The sequence below is a fragment of the Changchengzhania lutea genome (genome assembly GCF_006974145.1).
GTDB lineage: Bacteria > Bacteroidota > Bacteroidia > Flavobacteriales > Flavobacteriaceae > Changchengzhania > Changchengzhania lutea.
The window spans coordinates 1,460,563-1,479,695 of sequence record NZ_CP039456.1 but is presented as its reverse complement, the minus strand read 5'-3'; the positions used below and the strand labels follow the sequence as shown (position 1 = coordinate 1,479,695).

Genomic DNA, 19,133 nt, shown 5'->3' with positions numbered 1-19,133 from the left:
ACTGTTGTGAGCTTCATTTTGTATTCAAAACAAATCATAAAAACTTTTAAAAGATGCTTCAAATATTAAGTAAAAACATTGGTGCGATTATTGTTATATTTATGCATTATTCTACTTAATGAAACTAAAAAAACTCTCTTTACGTACCCGTATCTTTTTGGCCATGATATTGTTAGTCGTATTAGCCTCTGTGCTTATTGCTGCAGTAGCCATTTATCAATATAGAGAGGAAACACGCGATTACCATACACAGCGTTTGGAACGTAAGGAGCAAAATATTCAAACACACATAAAGCGGGTTTTAAACAGTAGGCAAAATACTTGGGAGGTAATTACTGAAAATATTCCTATAATTTTTAAAGATGAAATTTATAACATTGCGGACATTCATAAATTACAAGTTAATTTATACGATTTAGAAGGGTCGCTATTAATTTCATCAAAAGCATCATTACAGCCTGAGGCTATAGATAAATGTATTGATGCTGAAATTTTAAATGCCCTATCCCATACAGCAGAGCATAGGTATGTTGATAAACTCATGGAGAACGGGGAAACCTTTCAATCCTCATATACTTTTATAACGGATCAAAAATCAAAAGAGCTCGCCATTTTAAATTTACCCTATTTAGAAAAGGACGATTTTCTATCTAAAGAACTTGATGAGTTTTTAGCGCGTATCAGTTACGCTTTTCTATTTGTATTACTCATGGCGGTTGCTATTGCCTTTTTATTATCTAAATACATAACGAGATCCTTAAAAACAATCAGCGAAAAAATAAATGCAACGCGTTTAGAACGCCGAAATGAAAAAATCATGATCGATGATAGCAGCGAGGAGATTTCAACATTGGTGAATTCATATAACAGCATGATTGATGAATTGGAAGCTAGTGCCGTACAGTTGGCCACGAGTGAACGGGAACAGGCGTGGCGGGAAATGGCGAAACAGGTGGCGCATGAAATTAAAAACCCGTTGACACCTATGCGCTTAACAGTCCAGAATTTTCAGCGTAAATTCGATCCTGAGGATGAACAGATTCATTCAAAATTAGATGAATATACCAAGACATTGATTCAGCAAATTGATACCATGAGCGCCATAGCATCGGCATTTTCAAATTTCGCTAAAATGCCAGCGCAACAAAATGAAACCTTAAATGTGGTAAATATTGTGAAATTGGCTTTAGATATTTTTAATGAAAATTATATTAGTTTTACTGCTGAGTCTGATGAAATAGTTGCGAAATTTGATAGGACGCAATTAATACGCGTCATTACCAATTTAGTTAAAAATGGTATTCAAGCGATACCAGAAAACAAAACACCCAAAATAAATATTAAGGTGACAGAGGACATTCACAATGTTATGATTACGGTAGCAGATAATGGATCGGGCGTTTCGGAAGAAAACAAAACAAAAGTATTTGAACCCAAATTCACAACTAAAAGTAGTGGTATGGGCCTAGGTTTGGCCATGGTTAAAAACATTGTTGAAACTTATAAAGGCACCATATCATTTGAATCGGAAAAAAATACAGGAACGACATTTACTGTAACATTTCCTAAGGAACAATAGTCAATTTTATTATATTAACAAACACTTCAAAAATAAATACCAATGGATTACAACAACATCATAGTTGGTCAACATAACAGTATTACTACTATAACCATTAATAGGCCAACTAAATTAAATGCGTTAAATAAGGAGACCATTCAAGAACTTCATGAAGCTTTTAAGGCGACTAACAAAGATGAAAATACCAAAGTCATTATTCTTGTAGGAAGTGGTGAAAAAGCCTTTGTTGCCGGTGCCGATATTAGTGAGTTCTCTAGTTTTAGTGCAAAAGAAGGTGCTAAGTTGGCAGCAAAAGGTCAGGATTTATTATTCAATTTTGTTGAAAATTTGGGAACTCCAGTTATTGCAGCCGTTAATGGTTTTGCACTTGGGGGCGGGCTTGAACTTGCCATGGCCTGTCATTTTAGGGTGGCCAGCGATAATGCTAAAATGGGTTTGCCAGAAGTGTCTCTTGGTGTGATTCCCGGTTACGGCGGCACACAAAGGCTTCCTAATTTAATTGGAAAAGGTCGTGCTATGGAACTTATTATGACGGCAGGAATGATTGACTCAAATCAGGCATTAAATTATGGGCTAGTTAACCATGTTACAACGCCAGAAGACCTGCTTCCGTTTTGCGAGAAAATTGCCAGTAAAATTTTACGGAATTCTCCGGTAGCCATTAGTGCAGCTATCAAAGCAATAAATGCTAATGATACAGATGGCATTAATGGATTTGATGTTGAAATAAAAGAATTCGGGAAAAGTTTTGGGACTGAAGATTTTAAAGAAGGCACTACGGCATTTTTACAAAAACGAAAAGCGAATTTTCCTGGAAAATAATATTTGTTAATAACCCATATTCACTTTAACAGTTTTACGTATACATTATGGGTAATTTTAAGGAGCAGTTCTTAGTAAGAAAACCTTATAATTATTTAGATGGATCCCAAAGTTACCATAAAAGGCCGTGGTGCACAGGTTAATACGCCTAATCGTTTTTTCGAATTTAGCCATGAAACACGTGATGATTTTCTAGAGTATTGCCATAAAGAAGGTGAAGAAAGTGACAAAAACAAAACCCAATATTTAGAGGTATTTCCTAAAACGATAGTCAATAAAGTGGATAGTCCAGACGTTGGCATGATGTATTCCATGAATGCCTATCAAGGCTGTGAGCACGGGTGTATCTACTGTTATGCGCGCAACAGCCATGAATATTGGGGGTATAGTGCAGGGCTGGATTTTGAACGTAAAATCATGGTCAAAAAAGAGGCGCCAAAGTTACTAGAAGCAGTACTAAAGAAGAAAAGTTGGAAAGCACACCCTATTGTTATGTCTGGCAATACAGATTGTTATCAACCGGCTGAACGTATTTATCAGATTACTAGAAAGTGTTTGGAGGTGTTTTTAAAATATAAACACCCTGTAGGCATCATAACAAAAAATGCGCTCATTTTAAGAGATTTGGATCTTTTAAAAGCTTTGGCTCAAGATCGTTTATTAAGCGTGACGATATCCTTAACCTCACTATCAGAAGACACAAGACGTATTTTGGAACCCAGAACAGCAAGTATTAAAAAGCGTTTGGAAACTATTCAGATTTTAAGCGATCATGGGATTCCAGTAAATGTGATGTTGGCACCAATAATTCCCTCAATCAACAGTCATGAAATTTTGGCGCTTGCCGAGACGGCATCAAAACACGGAGCCACTTCCATAGGTCACACTATTGTTAGGTTAAATGGTGCTATTGGCGAAATTTTTTCCGATTGGATTAGAAAAAAGCTACCAGATCGAGCTGAAAAGGTGCTTCATCAAATTGAAGACTGCCATGGAGGTCGTCTAAATGACAGCAGATATGGAACACGCATGCGTGGCGAAGGCAACATTGCAAAACAAATTAATGATTTGGTTAGATTAGCAAGACAGAAATATTTTATAAATCAATCTATGCCTAAACTAAATCTAGATTTGCATGAGCAATATAAGGATGGTCAATTAAAATTATTTTAAATGGTCAATTTCATCACCAATAAGTTTATCAAACATGATAGAACTTAATAACCAATAGAAAAGGCAATATAATAGACATCCTACTATAAATACGGGCGTCCATTTTGTGTTTGAAACTAGTGAATAAACAAAAATTAATGTAGTGATGTTAATGAACGCCCACAGTATATGAAGGAGAGTCCTTTTAACAAGCCAATCATTTTTTAGAAATTTGAATTCTAATATGGCTTTATTGAAATGATCAATTTTAAAACTTTCTAATTTTTCTATTTCCATAATTAAAGATTTTAAATTAAAAGTGAGCCACCACAGCTCACTTTTATCAACTAAACTAAACTAAATAAGACATTAAACTAATTGTTAATGAATTTCGTGAACTCTCTATTATCGGTGTGATAAACTATTTTGTAACTACCTTCTTGTAATTTAAATATCCTTTCAATAGTTTGAGTATTTTCAATAGTTTCAGAATGTACTAAATTGTAATCACCACTATTGTTATGAAAGATTTCTATATTGAATGGTGCTTTGTTTGGGGATAATTTCGTCACATATATTATGTCGTTTTTTACACGGGTATAAGGTTTATAAATTGTGACCTCACTGTCTTTATCAAAAATTACTTCATTCGATTTTACAGTAAAAGGAATGGTTTTAATTTCCAGATCTTTGTCAACTTCAAAAAAGTAGCTTCCATCGGGAAGAGCGGTTAAATCGAATCCTTTTTTATATGTTCCCGATACTTTGATAAATTCTTTATATAGAATGACACCATTGTCATCTTTAATAGATAGGAGATCGCCTTCCTTTACATTACTGATTACTAATGCAGTCTTCTTAAGGTCTTCTTTATTGTTTATAGAAGAAATTTCATTGGCATTGCCTAGCATGGTAGCACACATAGTAAGTGCCAATATGCTGTTTTTAAAAATTTTATTTACGTTTTTCATGATTTGGATTTATTAACGTTTAACAGTACAAAGGTATGGTGGAAGGGAAGTTTTAAAAACATCAATTTTGTCCAATTTATATGCTAAATTAACTGTTAAATCTAAGTTAAATCTATGTTAAGTTAAAATAGAATATAATTGGGTTAAATGAATACATATTATTATATGAAAATTCCTTAGTTTTGCTTCAAAATTGATTATATGAATAATAAGAAGCCCGCTTTTGAAAAAGTTAGTCCCGGCTTTGGAAGTTCGTTACTGGTTAGGCAGCACGTTAAACAAGCTGAAAAGGCTGCTGCATTTTGGCATTTTCATCCAGAACTGGAATTGGTTTATGTTAATAAAGGACAAGGGAAAAGGCACATTGGGAATCATTTATCCTATTTTAATAATAGTCAACTCTTACTAATTGGCTCAAATTTACCGCACAATGGTTTCACAGATAGACTTACAGCTACAGGTACTGAAACAATCGTGCAGTTTAAATCAAGTTTTTTAGGAGATGATTTTTTGAAAATTCCAGAAATGACTGCCATTTCATTGCTGTTTGACAGAGCAAAAAAGGGAATCCTTTTTAAACCAGACACGAAAAAAATAATTGGACCAAAAATAGAGCACCTTATGAACTATGATGGTCTGGAGCGGGTTCTTAGTTTTTTGGATATTTTAAATCATTTGGCAAATACCGATGATTATACGTTATTAAATGCAGATGGCTTTGCCTTTGAAGCAGAGGCTCAGGATAGTACTAAAATTGACGTAATTTTTAAACACGTTAACAAGAACTTTATAAACCACATTAGTTTAGAAGAAATAGCAGATAAAGTAAGCATGACAGTACCGGCATTTTGTAGGTACTTTAAAAAGGCTACGGGAAAGACTTTTACTCAATTGGTGAATGAATATCGTGTGGTGCACGCCACCAAGTTATTGAATGAAAGCCAAATGAGTATTACTGATATCTGCTTTGAGTGTGGTTTTAATAACTTTTCCCATTTTAATAAGCAGTTCAATGAGATTACAGGTAAAAGTGCATCGCAATATCGAAAGGAAATAAAACTTATTATACAGTAATTAGCGTATATAAAGTGGCATACTTTTTTTTAATGAGCCGTTTTGGGTTTCAAACTCAAAAACCACAAAATACATGTTACTGTTTTTATTGGACCAATTCAGTTTTAAAGTATTTAGACCAGAACTAAAAGAATGTTTAGAAGCCATGTCCAAATGATTTTTTCCTAATACATCATAGAACGAAATAGATAGTTTACCACCTATTTTGCTGTTAAATTTAAGGTTTACGTGATTTGTAGTAGGGTTAGGAAAGATTTTTAAATTAAAATCCTCTAATTCATCAATTTCATTTATTCCTAGTGTGACATTAGGATTAGCACAGACTTGACTTTGAAGATTTTTTCCCAAAACTCTTTTATACAAGAAATCGTGGCCTATATTATTAACATGAATGCCATCACCGTAATCTACTTCTGGTAATAACTTACCATTTTCATCAACAAGGTCAGTCCAAAAATCTATGGCTTTAATACCACAAAGATTATTTATTCCGTCCTTAACCTCTATTTGCATTTGAATTTTATTAGCATCGCTAAAATTAACAGGTTGGGTAGTTGCTACCCAAGCTTCCACACCGTTATCTTCTGCTTCATTAATTACAATCTCAAAATTATCTAATTGTGTAGACACTGCATACCCATATGCCGTATCATTAGATGGTAAATTGACAATAACAGCCACAGGGTTATAAGTTAAGGCCTTGGTTATATTCTTTTCTTCATCAATAGTTCGACCATCTGGAATAGGCGTATTATTGGGGAGTATATGATAAGTGGAATACCCTCCCTTAGCTAGATTAATAATATTTAGTTTTGTGTTTTCTTGAAAAATGTCATATTGAAACTTATTAGCCCAAGAATTGTCACGAGGCGAAGCGCCAGTACCTGCTGCTGTAGAAGAACCTAATACAACGATGTTACATGTAGAATCATCATCCGAAACTTCAAATACACTGTTACTGGTATCTGTTACTATATCTGAAGTTGCTCTTACTAGGCAATTCTTGGAAACATTATCAGGAATTGTCCAAGCATAACTAAATGTCATGTTGCTAACAGTAGCAATCGGAAACCAGGATATCCCGTTATCATTAGAGTATTCTAATACAATGTCACTCTCAAGTCCCTCACTTTCCCAAGTTATATAAGGTGTTTTGCCAACTTGCCAAAATTCATTGCCATTAGGATATTGAATTTGGATATACGTAGGTGCTAATTTTTCGGAAATGTTATATGCATCTAGAGTATAATCAGAAATAATATCTTCACTTGAAGATATATTATTTGAAACTGTAATACTATAATTTACCCTAGTTGAACCAGAAATGGTCAGTGAAAAAAAAGTGAATACTAAAATTAGCATTCTTGATAGAGGGATAAATCGGTCTGTCATCGTTCAATGAGTTAGGGGCTACAAATTTAAGTACATTATAATTAAAGAGTTAACTAATTCAGACAAAAAATTGACTTTATCGATAAATTACATTATTCCCGGCATTCTTTATATTTTATGGTAAAGGTTTTATTTATACCACAAGCAATTCGGCTTTTATGGAAACAATAAAAAATGGAGAACAATTATCTATTTTAATTTAAACCAAAGTAATAACACCCCCGTTATTATAGGTAGCTTTAGAATTAGGATTAGTGAATATAAAACAGAATTAAACGTAGTGATTTTATCGTTTTTTGTATGTAATTTTTCTAGTCTCTTTTTCATATTTGAGCTTTTAAACATAATAAATCAAAGATATATTACAACTAAGAAAAGAAAAACATCCATTTTGATGAATTTATATGGAAAATTATCTGTTACCTAAATATGAACTAACAGCTTGTATATGTTATGATTGTAGTCTGACAAAAATTTAAAATCTAAAATAAAATAGAATTACTATATAATATTTTTATAGCTTTCCGATCCATTCGCTATAAAATTGCTTCAGATACGATTCCATAAAAGCATGCCTTTTTAAAGCCATTTCCGTTCCAGTTTTTGTATTCATTTTATCTTTTAAAAGTAGCAGCTTTTCATAGAAATGATTGATTGAGGGAGCTGTTGAACCTTTATATTCCTCTTTACTCATACAGAGGTTTGGTTTAATGTTCGGGTCGTAAAGCGGACGATTTTTAAAACCCCCGTAATTAAAACATCTTGCAGTACCAATGGCGCCTATAGCATCTAAACGATCGGCATCTTGAATGACGTCTAATTCAATAGAATGAAATGTCTGTACTTCATTACCACCTTTAAATGAAATATGCTTAATTATATTTATAACATGATTAATGATAGTAGAATCTACATTTAATTTAAGCAAAAATTCGTGTGCTATTTTTGGGCCAACAGTTTCATCTCCATTATAAAATTTACTATCGGCAATATCATGAAGTAATGCGCCTAGTGACACTACAAATGTATCAACTTTCTCATTTTCAGAAATAAGCAGGGCGTTATTGTATACGCGCTCTATATGAAACCAATCATGCCCACCTTCAGCGTCCTTTAATTGCTCTTTTACAAAATCGATAGTAGTATTGATTATTTCTTCTGAAGTCATAACGGGTTAAAAATAAAAATTCCTTTCATACATGAAAGGAATTGATTTATATATTGAAATTGAACAAGTTCATTTAAAAAGGTTGAACATTATTTTATCACGGCAGGCTCGACCCACTTAAATTGAAAAGAATTTTCAGGGATTCTAATACGCTCGGACAAACGATACATTCTTGAGGGGAGCTTCATTAAATAATCCCTCGCTTTTTCGGCATCATCAGTAAGGTTGGTAATCTTATCAATTTCCCACCTCTTAATTAATTTATCCAAAATATCTACATAATCAGTAGACGTGTATACGCCAATGCGTTGTGCCGTATTAGAAAACTCCTCAAAAGCGGTTCCTATTTTATTTCCAGATTCTCTTAAAAAATGAGCAGGCATTGCAATTTTTAATTTCATCATGTGATGAAACGCGAGCATCATTTGGCTTGGGTCTACCTTAAAAATACGCTCAACAAATTCTGAATATGCATGGTGGTGTCTCATTTCGTCACCCGAAATGATTTTACACATTTTAGCCAACTGTTTGTTGTCTTTGTCTTTTGCTAATTTAGCGACACGGTTATGGGAAACATAAGTAGCTAATTCTTGAAAACTGGTATAAACAAAGTTTTTGTAAGGATCTCTATCGGTTCCAATATCGAAACCATCTGCAATAAGATGTTGGGTTGTTATTTCAATTTCACGCATATTTACACGCCCCGAAAGATATAAATATTTGTTAAGGACATCACCATGTCTATTCTCCTCACCCGTCCAGTGACGCACCCATTTTCCCCAACTATTTTCCTTGTCAACTTGGTCTACACCTTCCACATCCATCAACCATGATTCGTAAGTTGGTAGCGCTTCTTCCGTAATCATATCACCAACTAAAACTACCCAGAAATCATAAGGCAATTCTTTTGAGAGCTCACGTATTTCGCGTACTTCTTCAAAAAAATTGTCACCTTCAGAATTTGGTAAAAAATCTGAGGGTTGCCAAATACTGTCTATCGGGATGAGGTATTTTTTAATAAGCGATTCTACGTCTTTTTCCAAAAACTGCATCACTTCTAATCTGACGTTCTTTGAAGACATCTTTATGAATTTAGGGGTGTATATGCTCTTTTATAGTGGTTTCAACACTATGTATTAAATCTTGATTATTAACAAAGGTAGCAAATTTTACAGGCTTATGTACGGTAAAAGTTATATGAGTCCCTAAACCCATTGGGAAATTTCCATATTTTAATGTTTTCCATGAGTTATTTATGGAAATGGGAACGACTAAAGCAGATGGCACTTTCTTTAATAATATTTCTAGCCCTTTCGTTTGAAATGGTTTTGGCTCACCAGTTTTACTGCGAGTGCCTTCAGGAAAAATAACTGCTGCACGCTTTGTTTTCTCAATATATTCACCAAATTTTATGATTGCTGGTAAAGACTGGCGCGGGTTCTTCCTGTCGATTAATACGGATCCACCATGACGTAAATTATAAGATACGCTGGGAATGCCTTTTCCTAATTCCATCTTACTTATAAATTTAGGGTGATGCTTGCGCATATACCACATAATGGGCGATATATCATACATGCTTTGGTGATTGGCCACAATAATGAGCGGTTGATTGGTTGGAATGTCATAGGGGTTATTAAATGTAAACCTCGTGCCTAAAATATTCATGCACCGCATTAAGAAAAACTGTAAAACATCTACGCTTTTTTTTAATCCTTGATATCCAAACACATGGTGACAAAACCATTGTATTGGATGAAAAATAACAATGGTTAGAAAAAAGGCCAGATAGTAAATAACGGTTAGTGGGTATGCCAATAGTTTAATCATGTTGTAAAATTAACCTAATGCTTATAAAACACAAAAAAACCACGATTTTAATCGTGGTTAAATTTTTAAATAGCAAGGACCACATTGACAATGGGCAGTCTGCTCAAATAAAGTTTTTAATGACAGCCTTCTAACAGTGTGCGTTGTATGCATCCATAAGGTTTTCACCAATAAGTTCTGCTGGTCTTCCTTCAATATGATGGCGCTCTAACATATGCACTAATTCACCATCTTTAAAAAGCGCCATACATGGTGAGCTTGGAGGAAACGGAATCATATGCTGTCTAGCTTGATCTACCGCTTCTTTATCAACACCCGCAAATACGGTCACAATATGGTCTGGTTTTTTAGCATTCTGTAAACTCATTCTAGCACCAGGACGTGCATTTGCTGCCGCACAACCACAAACTGAATTCACCACCACTAAGGTTGTACCTTCTTTTGCCAAGGCTTCATTAACGGCGTCTGCTGTATGTAATTCTTCAAACCCCACTTTAGTTAAGTCTTCACGCATTGGTTTTACTAATTCTGCTGGATACATATTTTTAAATTTTTATATTAACGATTTCAGATTGCAAAGATATCAATTGTGTAACAAATTAAAGAAGTAATCTACTAACTAATAGTTTAATCACTTCGAAATGTTATTATTTCAATTGATAAAATATAATGAACCTACTTATTACACTGTTCTTCTTTTAAAAGAAATACTTTATATGTAGTTTTGGTCACAATTAAAACAAATTACTTACATGAGTTTTTCAAAATGGATAGGAGCATCTTTAGGGTGGTCATTTGGTGGTCCAATTGGTGCTATTCTAGGACTGGTATTAGGAAGTATTTTAGATGCTTTTACAAACGGAGAGAACAACCCGTTTCTTGAGCAAGGGGATGCGCAAAGGCCTCAAGGGCGAACTGCTTATAGAACACGACGCCAACAGCGTCCTCAAACCCAATCGGGCGATTTTGAAGTGAGTTTACTTATTTTGGCATCAATTGTTATTAAAGCTGATGGCAGACAAGATCAACGTGAACTTGATTTTGTGAGACAGCAATTTGTGGGGATGTACGGAAAAGAACGTGCGAATCATGCGTTTAAACTTTTTAAGGAAATTACCAAACAAAAAAGCATTCCAACGAGACAGGTGTGTTTGCAAATTAGGCAGATGATGGATCATCCATCGCGCTTACAACTGTTACATTTTCTATTTGGTATAGCAAAGTCCGATGGATTTGTATCTGAAGATGAAGTCAAACAAATTTACACCATAGCTGGTTATTTGGGCATTAGTGCACGCGATTATGAAAGTATCAAAGCCATGTTCCATGGTGGATCCAATCCATATAAAATTCTAGAAATAGATAAAACTGCTACGGTAGATGAAATTAAAAAGGCCTATAGAACCATGGCTAAAAAGTATCATCCAGATAAAGTCATCCATTTAGGAAAAGAACATCAACACGGTGCCGAGGAAAAATTTAGGCAAGTGCAGAACGCTTATGAGCAATTGCAGAAGGAACGCGGGTTTTAATGTATTTCTATTTAGCATGTTTTCTTCGTAACGCCTTTAAAATCTACAAATGACATATAGGTGACATTTAAATGACGTGCTAAAAACAGGGAGGTTGATTTAGTTTTGTGGTGTATTAAAAAATCATGGCTATAATCAAAAACATGAATAGAATTATTAAAAGCTTTCCTAACGTTTCAAGGCTCGTATTTACTGTTATACTTATAATTATTGCACTTTTTTTAAGTTCAATAATTAATTTTCCAAAACTTAAAGAAGTATTTCCGTTTGTTGGTGTTATACTTTTGATTGTTGTGAATGGCATAATGTATAATACAGAAAACAAAAACCTTAATGAACTCGGTCTTAACTTAAAAAAAACAAATCTATATTTATTATTTTTTGGACTTGTTCTGGGTGTTTTAGCTGTATTTGTGGGTTATTGCTTAAAATCATTTTTAACTGAAGATTTTATTCAAATAAATGGAAGTATGGACTACTCTAATATTTTAAAGCATATATATTGGGTTTTACCAACAGCTGCGGTGCAAGAATTGATTTGCAGAGGATATATCTATAAAAAAATAATCTCAATGACCAATTTAACCGTTGCTAAAATTATTATATCTATGGTTTTTATAGCCATGCACGATGTTTTTGGGATAGGAATATTTGGAGCAATTTTCTATTCTATTTCTATAGTTATTGGGCATTTGGTTCTTGCTACAGCATTGCTAAAATCAGGTACAATTTTATTTGCTATTGGAATCCATTGGGGTAGTAATATTGCTAATAATAAATTATTTACTGAGGATAAACTCAATTCATCTATCTTATATTTAACAAAAGCAGTTCAAGACGAACCAATAGGATTCAATCCAATTGGGATATTGTTATATATTATAGCCCTAAATATTGGATTTATAATTTTAGGAATTTGTTTATGGAAATGGAAAAAAGTGTCTTCTAAAAAAGAACAAATCCATTTAAATTAAAATATCAGAAATGAAAAATCGATCCATAAGTGAAAATTTAATATACCAACGAAGGTTAAAAGGGTATACTCAAGAAGATTTATCTGAAAAAACTTCAGTTGGTGTGCGTACAATTCAACGTATAGAAAAAGGGGAAGTCCAACCGCATTTACAAACGGTTAAATTATTGGCAGTTGGACTAGATATAAATGTTGATGATCTTATTGTTATAGAAAACCCAAAGGAAGAAACCATTCAACGCAAATGGATGCTTTTACTTCATGGCTTACCTTTTTTTGGGTTAATCATTCCGTTTGCAAATGTATTGTTTCCTTTGTTTATATGGATTCATAAAGCAGAAGATAATAAAATTTATGACGAGCACGGTAGGGCAGTCATTAATTTTCATTTTACAATGTCGCTGTTGCTTGTAATATCGTTATTAGCCTTTTTCCCGTTTCCAGGATTTAATTTTTTTGGTACGGCAGCTGTTTATTTATATGGTATTGTGGTTAGTATAGTCAATATTTTTAAGGCTTTGGGTTCTGGTACTTGTAAATATCCTTTATCAATTCCTTTTTTTAAGAGGAGGCGTAGCTAAAGTTCAAATAATTTAATAATGGAATAAAATAGAAAGTATCAAATTTTGGGTTTATAATTCCCATCAATAAACTCAATAGCTTCCTGCTGAGATAAAACCGAAAACTTTTTATACCGGTTATGTACATCAACAATTTCGTCGAGTGTTTTTTGCACAAGCGATTTGTTTCCCCAAGTATTAAAATGCGCAACAACCTTTTTACCCCCCCCCCTTTTTTTTTAACTGAGCCAATTACTGTGTTTCTAACCGAATGATGATTATCAAACAAGCCCGTATCAAAAAAATGCGGTACTTTATCAAAATGAAATTTTCCAATTTCCCAGACGGCATTTACCACTGTTTGTCTTACTTTGATAGAGCTGGTACTGAGCGACTTGTTCCGTGCGAAGGCGAAGTGTCAGATTCTAATAAGTTTTTTAAAATAGAAAGTATTTTGTTCTGTAATTCTGGTTTAGAATAAAAGATTTTGCCAATAGCTAAATAACCTGTTTTACGAATGTAGGTGTCTTCATAGGAAAAGTATTTAATCAATAGAATTCTCCGATGCTTGCGTCGGTGGTTTAGAGGAAAGTTTGAAAACCTAAGGTTTTCATCAAACTAAAAAATAAACTTTCTTCCTTTGAATACCTCGTGGGCTTGCCCCGAGGATTATTTATTAATAGTCTATGTGTCGTTTGAATTTAAACCATACGCAACGTCCCAATTGATTTTTTAAACGAGTTGATTTCGTGCTTCTTTTGGTAAATCGTAAAACTCCATATAATAGTTTCAAGATATAAATAAATTGCACGAGTTAGCTAACAAATTAAATTATTAAACATAAGATGGAAAATATTTTCGATTTAAATAAAACTAACGTCGTTATAGACAGGATTGGTAAAATTGAGACAACAACCCAGCCAAAGTGTGGAAAATAAGTGTGGATTAAATGTTTGCACATTGTAATGTGACTTATGAGCTGGCTTTTTGAAAACATAAATCCTAAGCCAAATGGCTTTAAGAAAGCACTATTAAAATAATTTGTAAAAACTTTAGTAGTAAAAAAAACCATATATGAAAAATAGCAGAACGGTGCCTGAATTCTAATGGTTAAATATAAGTCGAAAGGGTTGTTTGGTGGTATTAGAGATGATATTATTTCTGATGCTATTGAATTTGAGATTACCTTAAAATTCAATTAAAAGAAATTAGACCATTTAGTTTTGAAAAACGACTGTAGACTGCTCCTTGCCCACTATCAGCTTAACAGTCCTACCCAATATCATGGCACGATTATCTTTTTCATGTCCCGCGGGCATATTAAACGCAATCGGAAAATTATAATCTGCCAACGCATCTAGAATCAATTGTTCAACAGAAGTTCCCCAAAGGGTGGTGTTCTTTCTCAATTTACTCATATCGCCTACCAAAACGCCTTGGCAATTATCAAAATAGCCAGCACGCTTTAGGCTTTGAAGCATACGATCAATATGGTATTTGTACTCGCCAATTTCTTCAATAAAAAGAATTTTTCCTGAAGTATCAATACTTGTCTCAGACCCTAACATGGTGTGTAACATCGTTAAATTTCCACCAATCAAAGGCGCTGTAACTGCCCCTACTTTATTATATTCAGATCCTTTTAAAGTATAATGCATCGGTTTTCCAAAAATAGCATCTTTAAAGGAAGAAACGGTGTTTTCGATTGTACTTAAATCATCTTGTAAACTGGTGCACATTAAGGCATGAATACTTTGGTAGCCATTATTATGAATTTGATTATGAAGCGCGGTAATATCAGAGTAGCCAATAATCCATTTTGGATTTTGCTTAAATTTTGAATAATTCAATTTATCTAATATGCGCACCGTACCGTAACCGCCACGGGCACACCAGATCGCACTGATTTTTGAATCGTCTAAGGCGTTTTGAAAATCCTCACAACGTTCGTTGTCGGTGCCTGCAAAATGATCATCTTTACTAAAAACATGCGCACCCAACACGACTTCCAAGCCCCAACTTTTTAAAAGGGTTTTAGCTTGTTCTACCTCTTTCGTTCTGTTTTTTAAAACACCGGAAGGTGCTACAATAGCCACGGTGTCGCCGGCTTTTAAATAGGGAGGTTGTATCAAAATATTAGCGTTTTTTGAGTGATTATTTTGAGATAAAAGCGTTGGTCTTCCAAAGAAGAAAACAACACAGAAAATGAATAGGATGTGTGTGATTTTTGACATACCGTAAATGTACATTTTTTTTCTAAATCCTTTTCAAAATGTGTACTTTTACGGCTTCAAAATAATACGTTATTTAGAGCGAAGCTCAGGAATCTGTTGTATTTGAACTTCAATTCATAGGATTGCCACAGTTGTACCGCCTTAGCAATGACGTAAAATTTAATTTTCATATTGATGAACAAACCTAAAAGATATACCATCACTGCAGCATTGCCTTATACTAATGGACCCATACATATTGGGCATTTGGCCGGGGTTTATGTGCCTGCGGATATTTACGCACGCTATTTGCGTTTGACAGGAAATGATGTCGTTTTTATTTGCGGAAGTGACGAGCATGGTGTGCCTATAACCATTAAAGCGAAAAAAGAGGGCGTGTCGCCCCAAGATATTGTCGATAAATACCACGCTATTATCAAGCAGTCTTTTGAGGATTTTGGAATTACCTTCGATAATTATTCGCGAACTTCGGCAAAAATCCATCACGACACCGCATCAGAGTTTTTTAAGACGCTGTATGACAAGGGCGAATTCACTGAAGAAACCACAGAGCAATTTTATGATGCGGAGGCCAATCAGTTTTTGGCCGACCGTTTTATTGTGGGTACCTGCCCAAAATGTGGCTATGAAGAAAGTTATGGCGATCAATGTGAAAATTGCGGAACCAGCCATAACGCGACAGATTTAATCAACCCAAAGTCTGCCATTACAGGTAATGTACCAACATTAAAAGAAACAAAACACTGGTTTTTGCCTTTAGATAAACATGAGGATTTTTTAAAAGAATGGATTTTAAAAGGTCATAAGAAAGATTGGAAACCCAATGTTTACGGACAAGTTAAATCTTGGATTGATGATGGTTTGCGTCCTCGTGCCGTAACTCGCGATTTAGATTGGGGCATCCCCGTTCCTGTTGAAGGCGGCGAAGGCAAAGTCCTCTACGTCTGGTTCGATGCGCCTATTGGTTATATATCATCTACCAAGGAGTGGGCAGAACGAGAAGGGAAAGACTGGGAGCCGTATTGGAAAGATAAGGATACCAAATTAGTGCACTTCATTGGGAAAGACAATATCGTATTTCATTGTATCATTTTCCCAGCGATGTTAAAAAGTGAAGGGTCGTATATTTTACCGGAAAACGTACCGGCCAACGAATTTTTAAACTTAGAAGGAAACAAATTATCAACTTCTAAAAATTGGGCGGTTTGGTTACCTGAATATTTAGAGGATTTTCCAAATCAGCAAGATGTTTTACGCTACGCACTTACTGCAAATGCTCCAGAAACTAAGGATAATGATTTTACTTGGAAAGATTTTCAAGCCCGTAATAATAATGAATTGGTTGCCATTTTTGGGAATTTCATTAATCGGGTGGTTGTTTTAACCAATAAATATTATGAAGGCATTATTCCAGAACCTTCAGTATTTTTAGACATAGATAAAACTACTTTAGCAACGGTTAAAGCATTTCCAAATGTTATTTCAAGTTCCATAGAGCGTTATCGTTTTAGGGAGGCTGGGCAAGAGCTCATGAATTTGGCGCGATTAGGAAACAAATACCTAGCAGATGAAGAGCCCTGGAAAGTCATCAAGCTAGACGAAGCACGCACAAAAACCATCATGTATGTTGCCCTTCAAATTGCATCAGCTCTAGCAACATTGAGCGAGCCCTTTTTACCATTTACTTCTGAAAAACTAAGAGGCATACTTAATTTAAAACAGAACGGCAATGATGCAAACGAAAAGCATGACGCATTTGTAGAAGCAATGCCTTGGTACGATATGGTTACAAAAGACATTCTTATTCCAGCGGGTCACCAAATTGGAAAGGCTGAATTTCTGTTTTCTAAAATTGAAGATGAAACGATTCAGAAACAATTGGATAAATTAATTGCTAGTAAAAAAGTCAATGAAGCAGCTAATAAAGTCGTGGAGCCACAAAAAGACACCATCACTTTTGACGATTTCACAAAACTGGATATTAGGGTAGGCACTATTTTAGAAGCCGAAAAAATGCCGAAAACCAAAAAGCTTTTGGTCTTAAAAGTAGACACGGGCATAGATGTTCGCACTATTGTATCTGGAATTGCCGAAAGTTTTACTGCTGAAGAAGTCATAGGAAAAAAGGTAACGGTACTTGTAAATTTGGCACCGAGAGATTTGAGAGGCGTTGAAAGTCAAGGCATGATTTTAATGACAGAATCCGCTGAGGGTAAATTAGTATTTGTAAACCCAGATGATGCCAACGTAAATAATGGTTTACATATCAGTTAAGACTTTCACAGCACAGTAGGAACTGGCTAGTATAATCACTACAAGCTAAATGCATTAAACATTAAACGGTTTGAGTCATATAGGTAAGTTATTATAGAGTATGTTTGCTTTAAATATTTAATATTATGAAAAAACTCCAAATTTTATTTTTATTGTTAGCCATATCGCTAGCATCGTGCGGTACATCTAAAACCGTTAGAGAATCGAAAAAAGTCCTTAAAGGAAACTGGACATTGAATTCAATTGATTATAGTAAAACAGGATCATATAATGTGACGTTGTTGAACGATGTTTCAAAAGAATGCTTTGAAAACAGTACCTGGCAGTTCATTCCTAACAATAATACAGGAATCTATTCCATAACAGATAGTGCTTGTGCAACTGGTGATAGAAATTTTAATTTCACCATATTAGAAGTAGACGAAGCTTCGGGTACATTTAACTTCTTATTGAAACCAACCAATGAAAAAGGGAAATCGGAAACCAATCAAGGGTTCAGATTAAAATTAACGGTCCTTACAGAATCCATTATGCAATGGCAACAAACCGTAACTGTTGATGGCACGCCCTTTATAATTAACATGAACTTTACAAAACTTTAAAAACAATGAAAACAATCTTAAATAAAATCGGAATGCCATTTTTGGCATTAATACTGGTACTTAGTTTTACCAATTGTAAATCAGTGGAAAATGCGAATAATAAACAAAAAGGCGCTGTTATTGGTGCTGCAGGTGGTGCAGTTTTAGGTGCTATAATTGGCAATAATGTTGGAAAAGGTGGTAATGGCGAATTAGGAGCTGTTATTGGCGGGGTTGTTGGTGGAACTGCCGGCGTATTGATCGGTAAGAAAATGGACAAGCAAGCGCAACAAATAGAAGAAGAGATTCCAGGTGCTAAAGTAGAGCGTGTAGACGATGGTATTGTAGTGACTTTTGACGAAGGTAGTGGCGTGTATTTCGCAACGAATAAATACAACGTTAATGAAGCTTCACAAACCACTTTAAACAAGTTGGCTGGCGTGTTTAAAGAATATCCGGATACAAATATTTTAGTCGTTGGGCATACAGACAGTGCTGGAGATGCTGATTATAACATGACTTTGTCTAAAAATAGAGCAAACGCTGTAACACATTATCTTACAGATAAAGGATTGAGCAGTGGCAGATTCACAACCAACTGGTTTGGAGAAACACAACCTATGCATGATAACTCTACTGCTGAAGGACGTGCGAAGAATAGACGTGTTAATGTAGCCATTCTTCCAAATGAAAAGATGGTAGAAGATGCTAAGCAAGAATCTGGAAATTAAAACAGAGCAACTAACCTTCATTAAATAAATATCAAAAAAAAGTCTAATCTTAATGATTAGACTTTTTTGTTTTCTTAATGAAGTGGTTTAAACTTTTTTCAATTGGCTGCAAAAGGCTCCTTTTCACCCCTTTTTCGCCTTTTTATTACTTCGTAGCCCTGCTATGAAGTGCAAAAAAGTCTTTAAAATGAATAAAAAATAGCTATTTTTCGCTTCAATCAAAAAAGTTTAAACCACTTCAAAATTTAAAAGGAACT

At 34.4% G+C, this 19,133-nt stretch carries 18 protein-coding genes; 11 read left to right on the top strand and 7 right to left on the bottom strand.

Features of this window, described 5'->3' with window-relative positions:
* The first annotated feature begins 118 nt into the window (after positions 1 to 118).
* The 3 genes from FAF07_RS06875 (at position 119) to FAF07_RS06865 (ending at position 3,577) form a co-directional block, all read left to right on the top strand.
* Complete coding sequence (locus tag FAF07_RS06875) at positions 119 to 1,579, top strand: sensor histidine kinase (RefSeq protein WP_142784403.1); 1,461 nt, start codon at positions 119 to 121, stop codon at positions 1,577 to 1,579.
* 42 nt (positions 1,580 to 1,621) lie between these two features.
* Complete coding sequence (locus FAF07_RS06870) at positions 1,622 to 2,404, top strand: enoyl-CoA hydratase/isomerase family protein (RefSeq protein WP_142784402.1); 783 nt, start codon at positions 1,622 to 1,624, stop codon at positions 2,402 to 2,404.
* A 99-nt stretch (positions 2,405 to 2,503) separates the two neighbouring features.
* On the top strand, positions 2,504 to 3,577 hold the full coding sequence (locus FAF07_RS06865; protein ID WP_142784401.1) for a PA0069 family radical SAM protein: 1,074 nt from the start codon (positions 2,504 to 2,506) through the stop codon (positions 3,575 to 3,577).
* 353 nt (positions 3,578 to 3,930) lie between these two features.
* Here the strand turns inward: FAF07_RS06865 and FAF07_RS06860 are convergent, their stop codons facing one another.
* Complete coding sequence (locus FAF07_RS06860; protein ID WP_142784400.1) at positions 3,931 to 4,527, bottom strand: hypothetical protein; 597 nt, start codon at positions 4,525 to 4,527, stop codon at positions 3,931 to 3,933.
* Positions 4,528 to 4,728: 201 nt separating this feature from the next.
* Here FAF07_RS06860 and FAF07_RS06855 point away from each other — a divergent pair, with 201 nt between their 5' ends.
* Positions 4,729 to 5,601: an AraC family transcriptional regulator gene (locus FAF07_RS06855; protein ID WP_142784399.1), complete on the top strand. Its 873-nt coding sequence runs from the start codon at positions 4,729 to 4,731 to the stop codon at positions 5,599 to 5,601.
* Here FAF07_RS06855 and FAF07_RS06850 read toward each other — a convergent pair whose 3' ends face one another.
* From FAF07_RS06850 to FAF07_RS06830, 5 genes are all read right to left on the bottom strand, one after another.
* The gene (locus FAF07_RS06850) at positions 5,602 to 6,963 is read right to left on the bottom strand and encodes a T9SS type A sorting domain-containing protein (protein WP_185956536.1); all 1,362 of its coding nucleotides are present in this window, start codon (positions 6,961 to 6,963) and stop codon (positions 5,602 to 5,604) included.
* Between the two features lie 544 nt (positions 6,964 to 7,507).
* Entirely contained in the window at positions 7,508 to 8,161 is a 654-nt protein-coding gene (locus FAF07_RS06845) for an HD domain-containing protein (RefSeq protein ID WP_142784397.1), read from the bottom strand.
* An 89-nt stretch (positions 8,162 to 8,250) separates the two neighbouring features.
* The gene (locus tag FAF07_RS06840) at positions 8,251 to 9,243 is read right to left on the bottom strand and encodes an acyl-ACP desaturase (protein WP_142784396.1); all 993 of its coding nucleotides are present in this window, start codon (positions 9,241 to 9,243) and stop codon (positions 8,251 to 8,253) included.
* 10 nt (positions 9,244 to 9,253) lie between these two features.
* Positions 9,254 to 9,991 carry a lysophospholipid acyltransferase family protein gene (locus FAF07_RS06835; RefSeq protein ID WP_142784395.1) on the bottom strand — a complete coding sequence of 246 codons (738 nt, stop codon included), beginning with the start codon at positions 9,989 to 9,991 and terminating at the stop codon, positions 9,254 to 9,256.
* A gap of 130 nt (positions 9,992 to 10,121) precedes the next feature.
* Entirely contained in the window at positions 10,122 to 10,532 is a 411-nt protein-coding gene (locus FAF07_RS06830; RefSeq protein WP_142784394.1) for a BrxA/BrxB family bacilliredoxin, read from the bottom strand.
* Positions 10,533 to 10,743: 211 nt separating this feature from the next.
* On the opposite strand from FAF07_RS06830, the gene FAF07_RS06825 reads away from it, so the two are divergent.
* The 4 genes from FAF07_RS06825 (at position 10,744) to FAF07_RS18515 (ending at position 13,537) form a co-directional block, all read left to right on the top strand.
* The gene (locus FAF07_RS06825; protein WP_142784393.1) at positions 10,744 to 11,523 is read left to right on the top strand and encodes a TerB family tellurite resistance protein; all 780 of its coding nucleotides are present in this window, start codon (positions 10,744 to 10,746) and stop codon (positions 11,521 to 11,523) included.
* A gap of 143 nt (positions 11,524 to 11,666) precedes the next feature.
* The gene (locus tag FAF07_RS06820) at positions 11,667 to 12,497 is read left to right on the top strand and encodes a CPBP family intramembrane glutamic endopeptidase (protein ID WP_185956535.1); all 831 of its coding nucleotides are present in this window, start codon (positions 11,667 to 11,669) and stop codon (positions 12,495 to 12,497) included.
* Between the two features lie 10 nt (positions 12,498 to 12,507).
* Positions 12,508 to 13,077 carry a helix-turn-helix domain-containing protein gene (locus FAF07_RS06815; protein WP_142784391.1) on the top strand — a complete coding sequence of 190 codons (570 nt, stop codon included), beginning with the start codon at positions 12,508 to 12,510 and terminating at the stop codon, positions 13,075 to 13,077.
* 283 nt (positions 13,078 to 13,360) lie between these two features.
* Positions 13,361 to 13,537 (top strand): hypothetical protein, encoded by a 177-nt coding sequence (locus FAF07_RS18515; protein WP_185956534.1) that lies wholly within the window; start codon positions 13,361 to 13,363, stop codon positions 13,535 to 13,537.
* 736 nt (positions 13,538 to 14,273) lie between these two features.
* On the opposite strand, the gene FAF07_RS06810 is transcribed toward FAF07_RS18515, so the two are convergent.
* The gene (locus FAF07_RS06810) at positions 14,274 to 15,290 is read right to left on the bottom strand and encodes a S66 peptidase family protein (protein ID WP_142784390.1); all 1,017 of its coding nucleotides are present in this window, start codon (positions 15,288 to 15,290) and stop codon (positions 14,274 to 14,276) included.
* Between the two features lie 174 nt (positions 15,291 to 15,464).
* Here FAF07_RS06810 and metG point away from each other — a divergent pair, with 174 nt between their 5' ends.
* From metG to FAF07_RS06795, 3 genes are all read left to right on the top strand, one after another.
* Positions 15,465 to 17,564, top strand: coding sequence for a methionine--tRNA ligase (gene metG / locus FAF07_RS06805; protein WP_142784389.1), 2,100 nt, complete (start codon positions 15,465 to 15,467; stop codon positions 17,562 to 17,564).
* Positions 17,565 to 17,689: 125 nt separating this feature from the next.
* Positions 17,690 to 18,166: a lipocalin family protein gene (locus tag FAF07_RS06800; RefSeq protein ID WP_142784388.1), complete on the top strand. Its 477-nt coding sequence runs from the start codon at positions 17,690 to 17,692 to the stop codon at positions 18,164 to 18,166.
* Between the two features lie 5 nt (positions 18,167 to 18,171).
* A complete protein-coding gene (locus FAF07_RS06795; RefSeq protein WP_142784387.1) occupies positions 18,172 to 18,876 on the top strand; it encodes an OmpA family protein in 705 nt (234 codons plus the stop codon).
* The last annotated feature ends 257 nt before the right edge of the window (positions 18,877 to 19,133 follow it).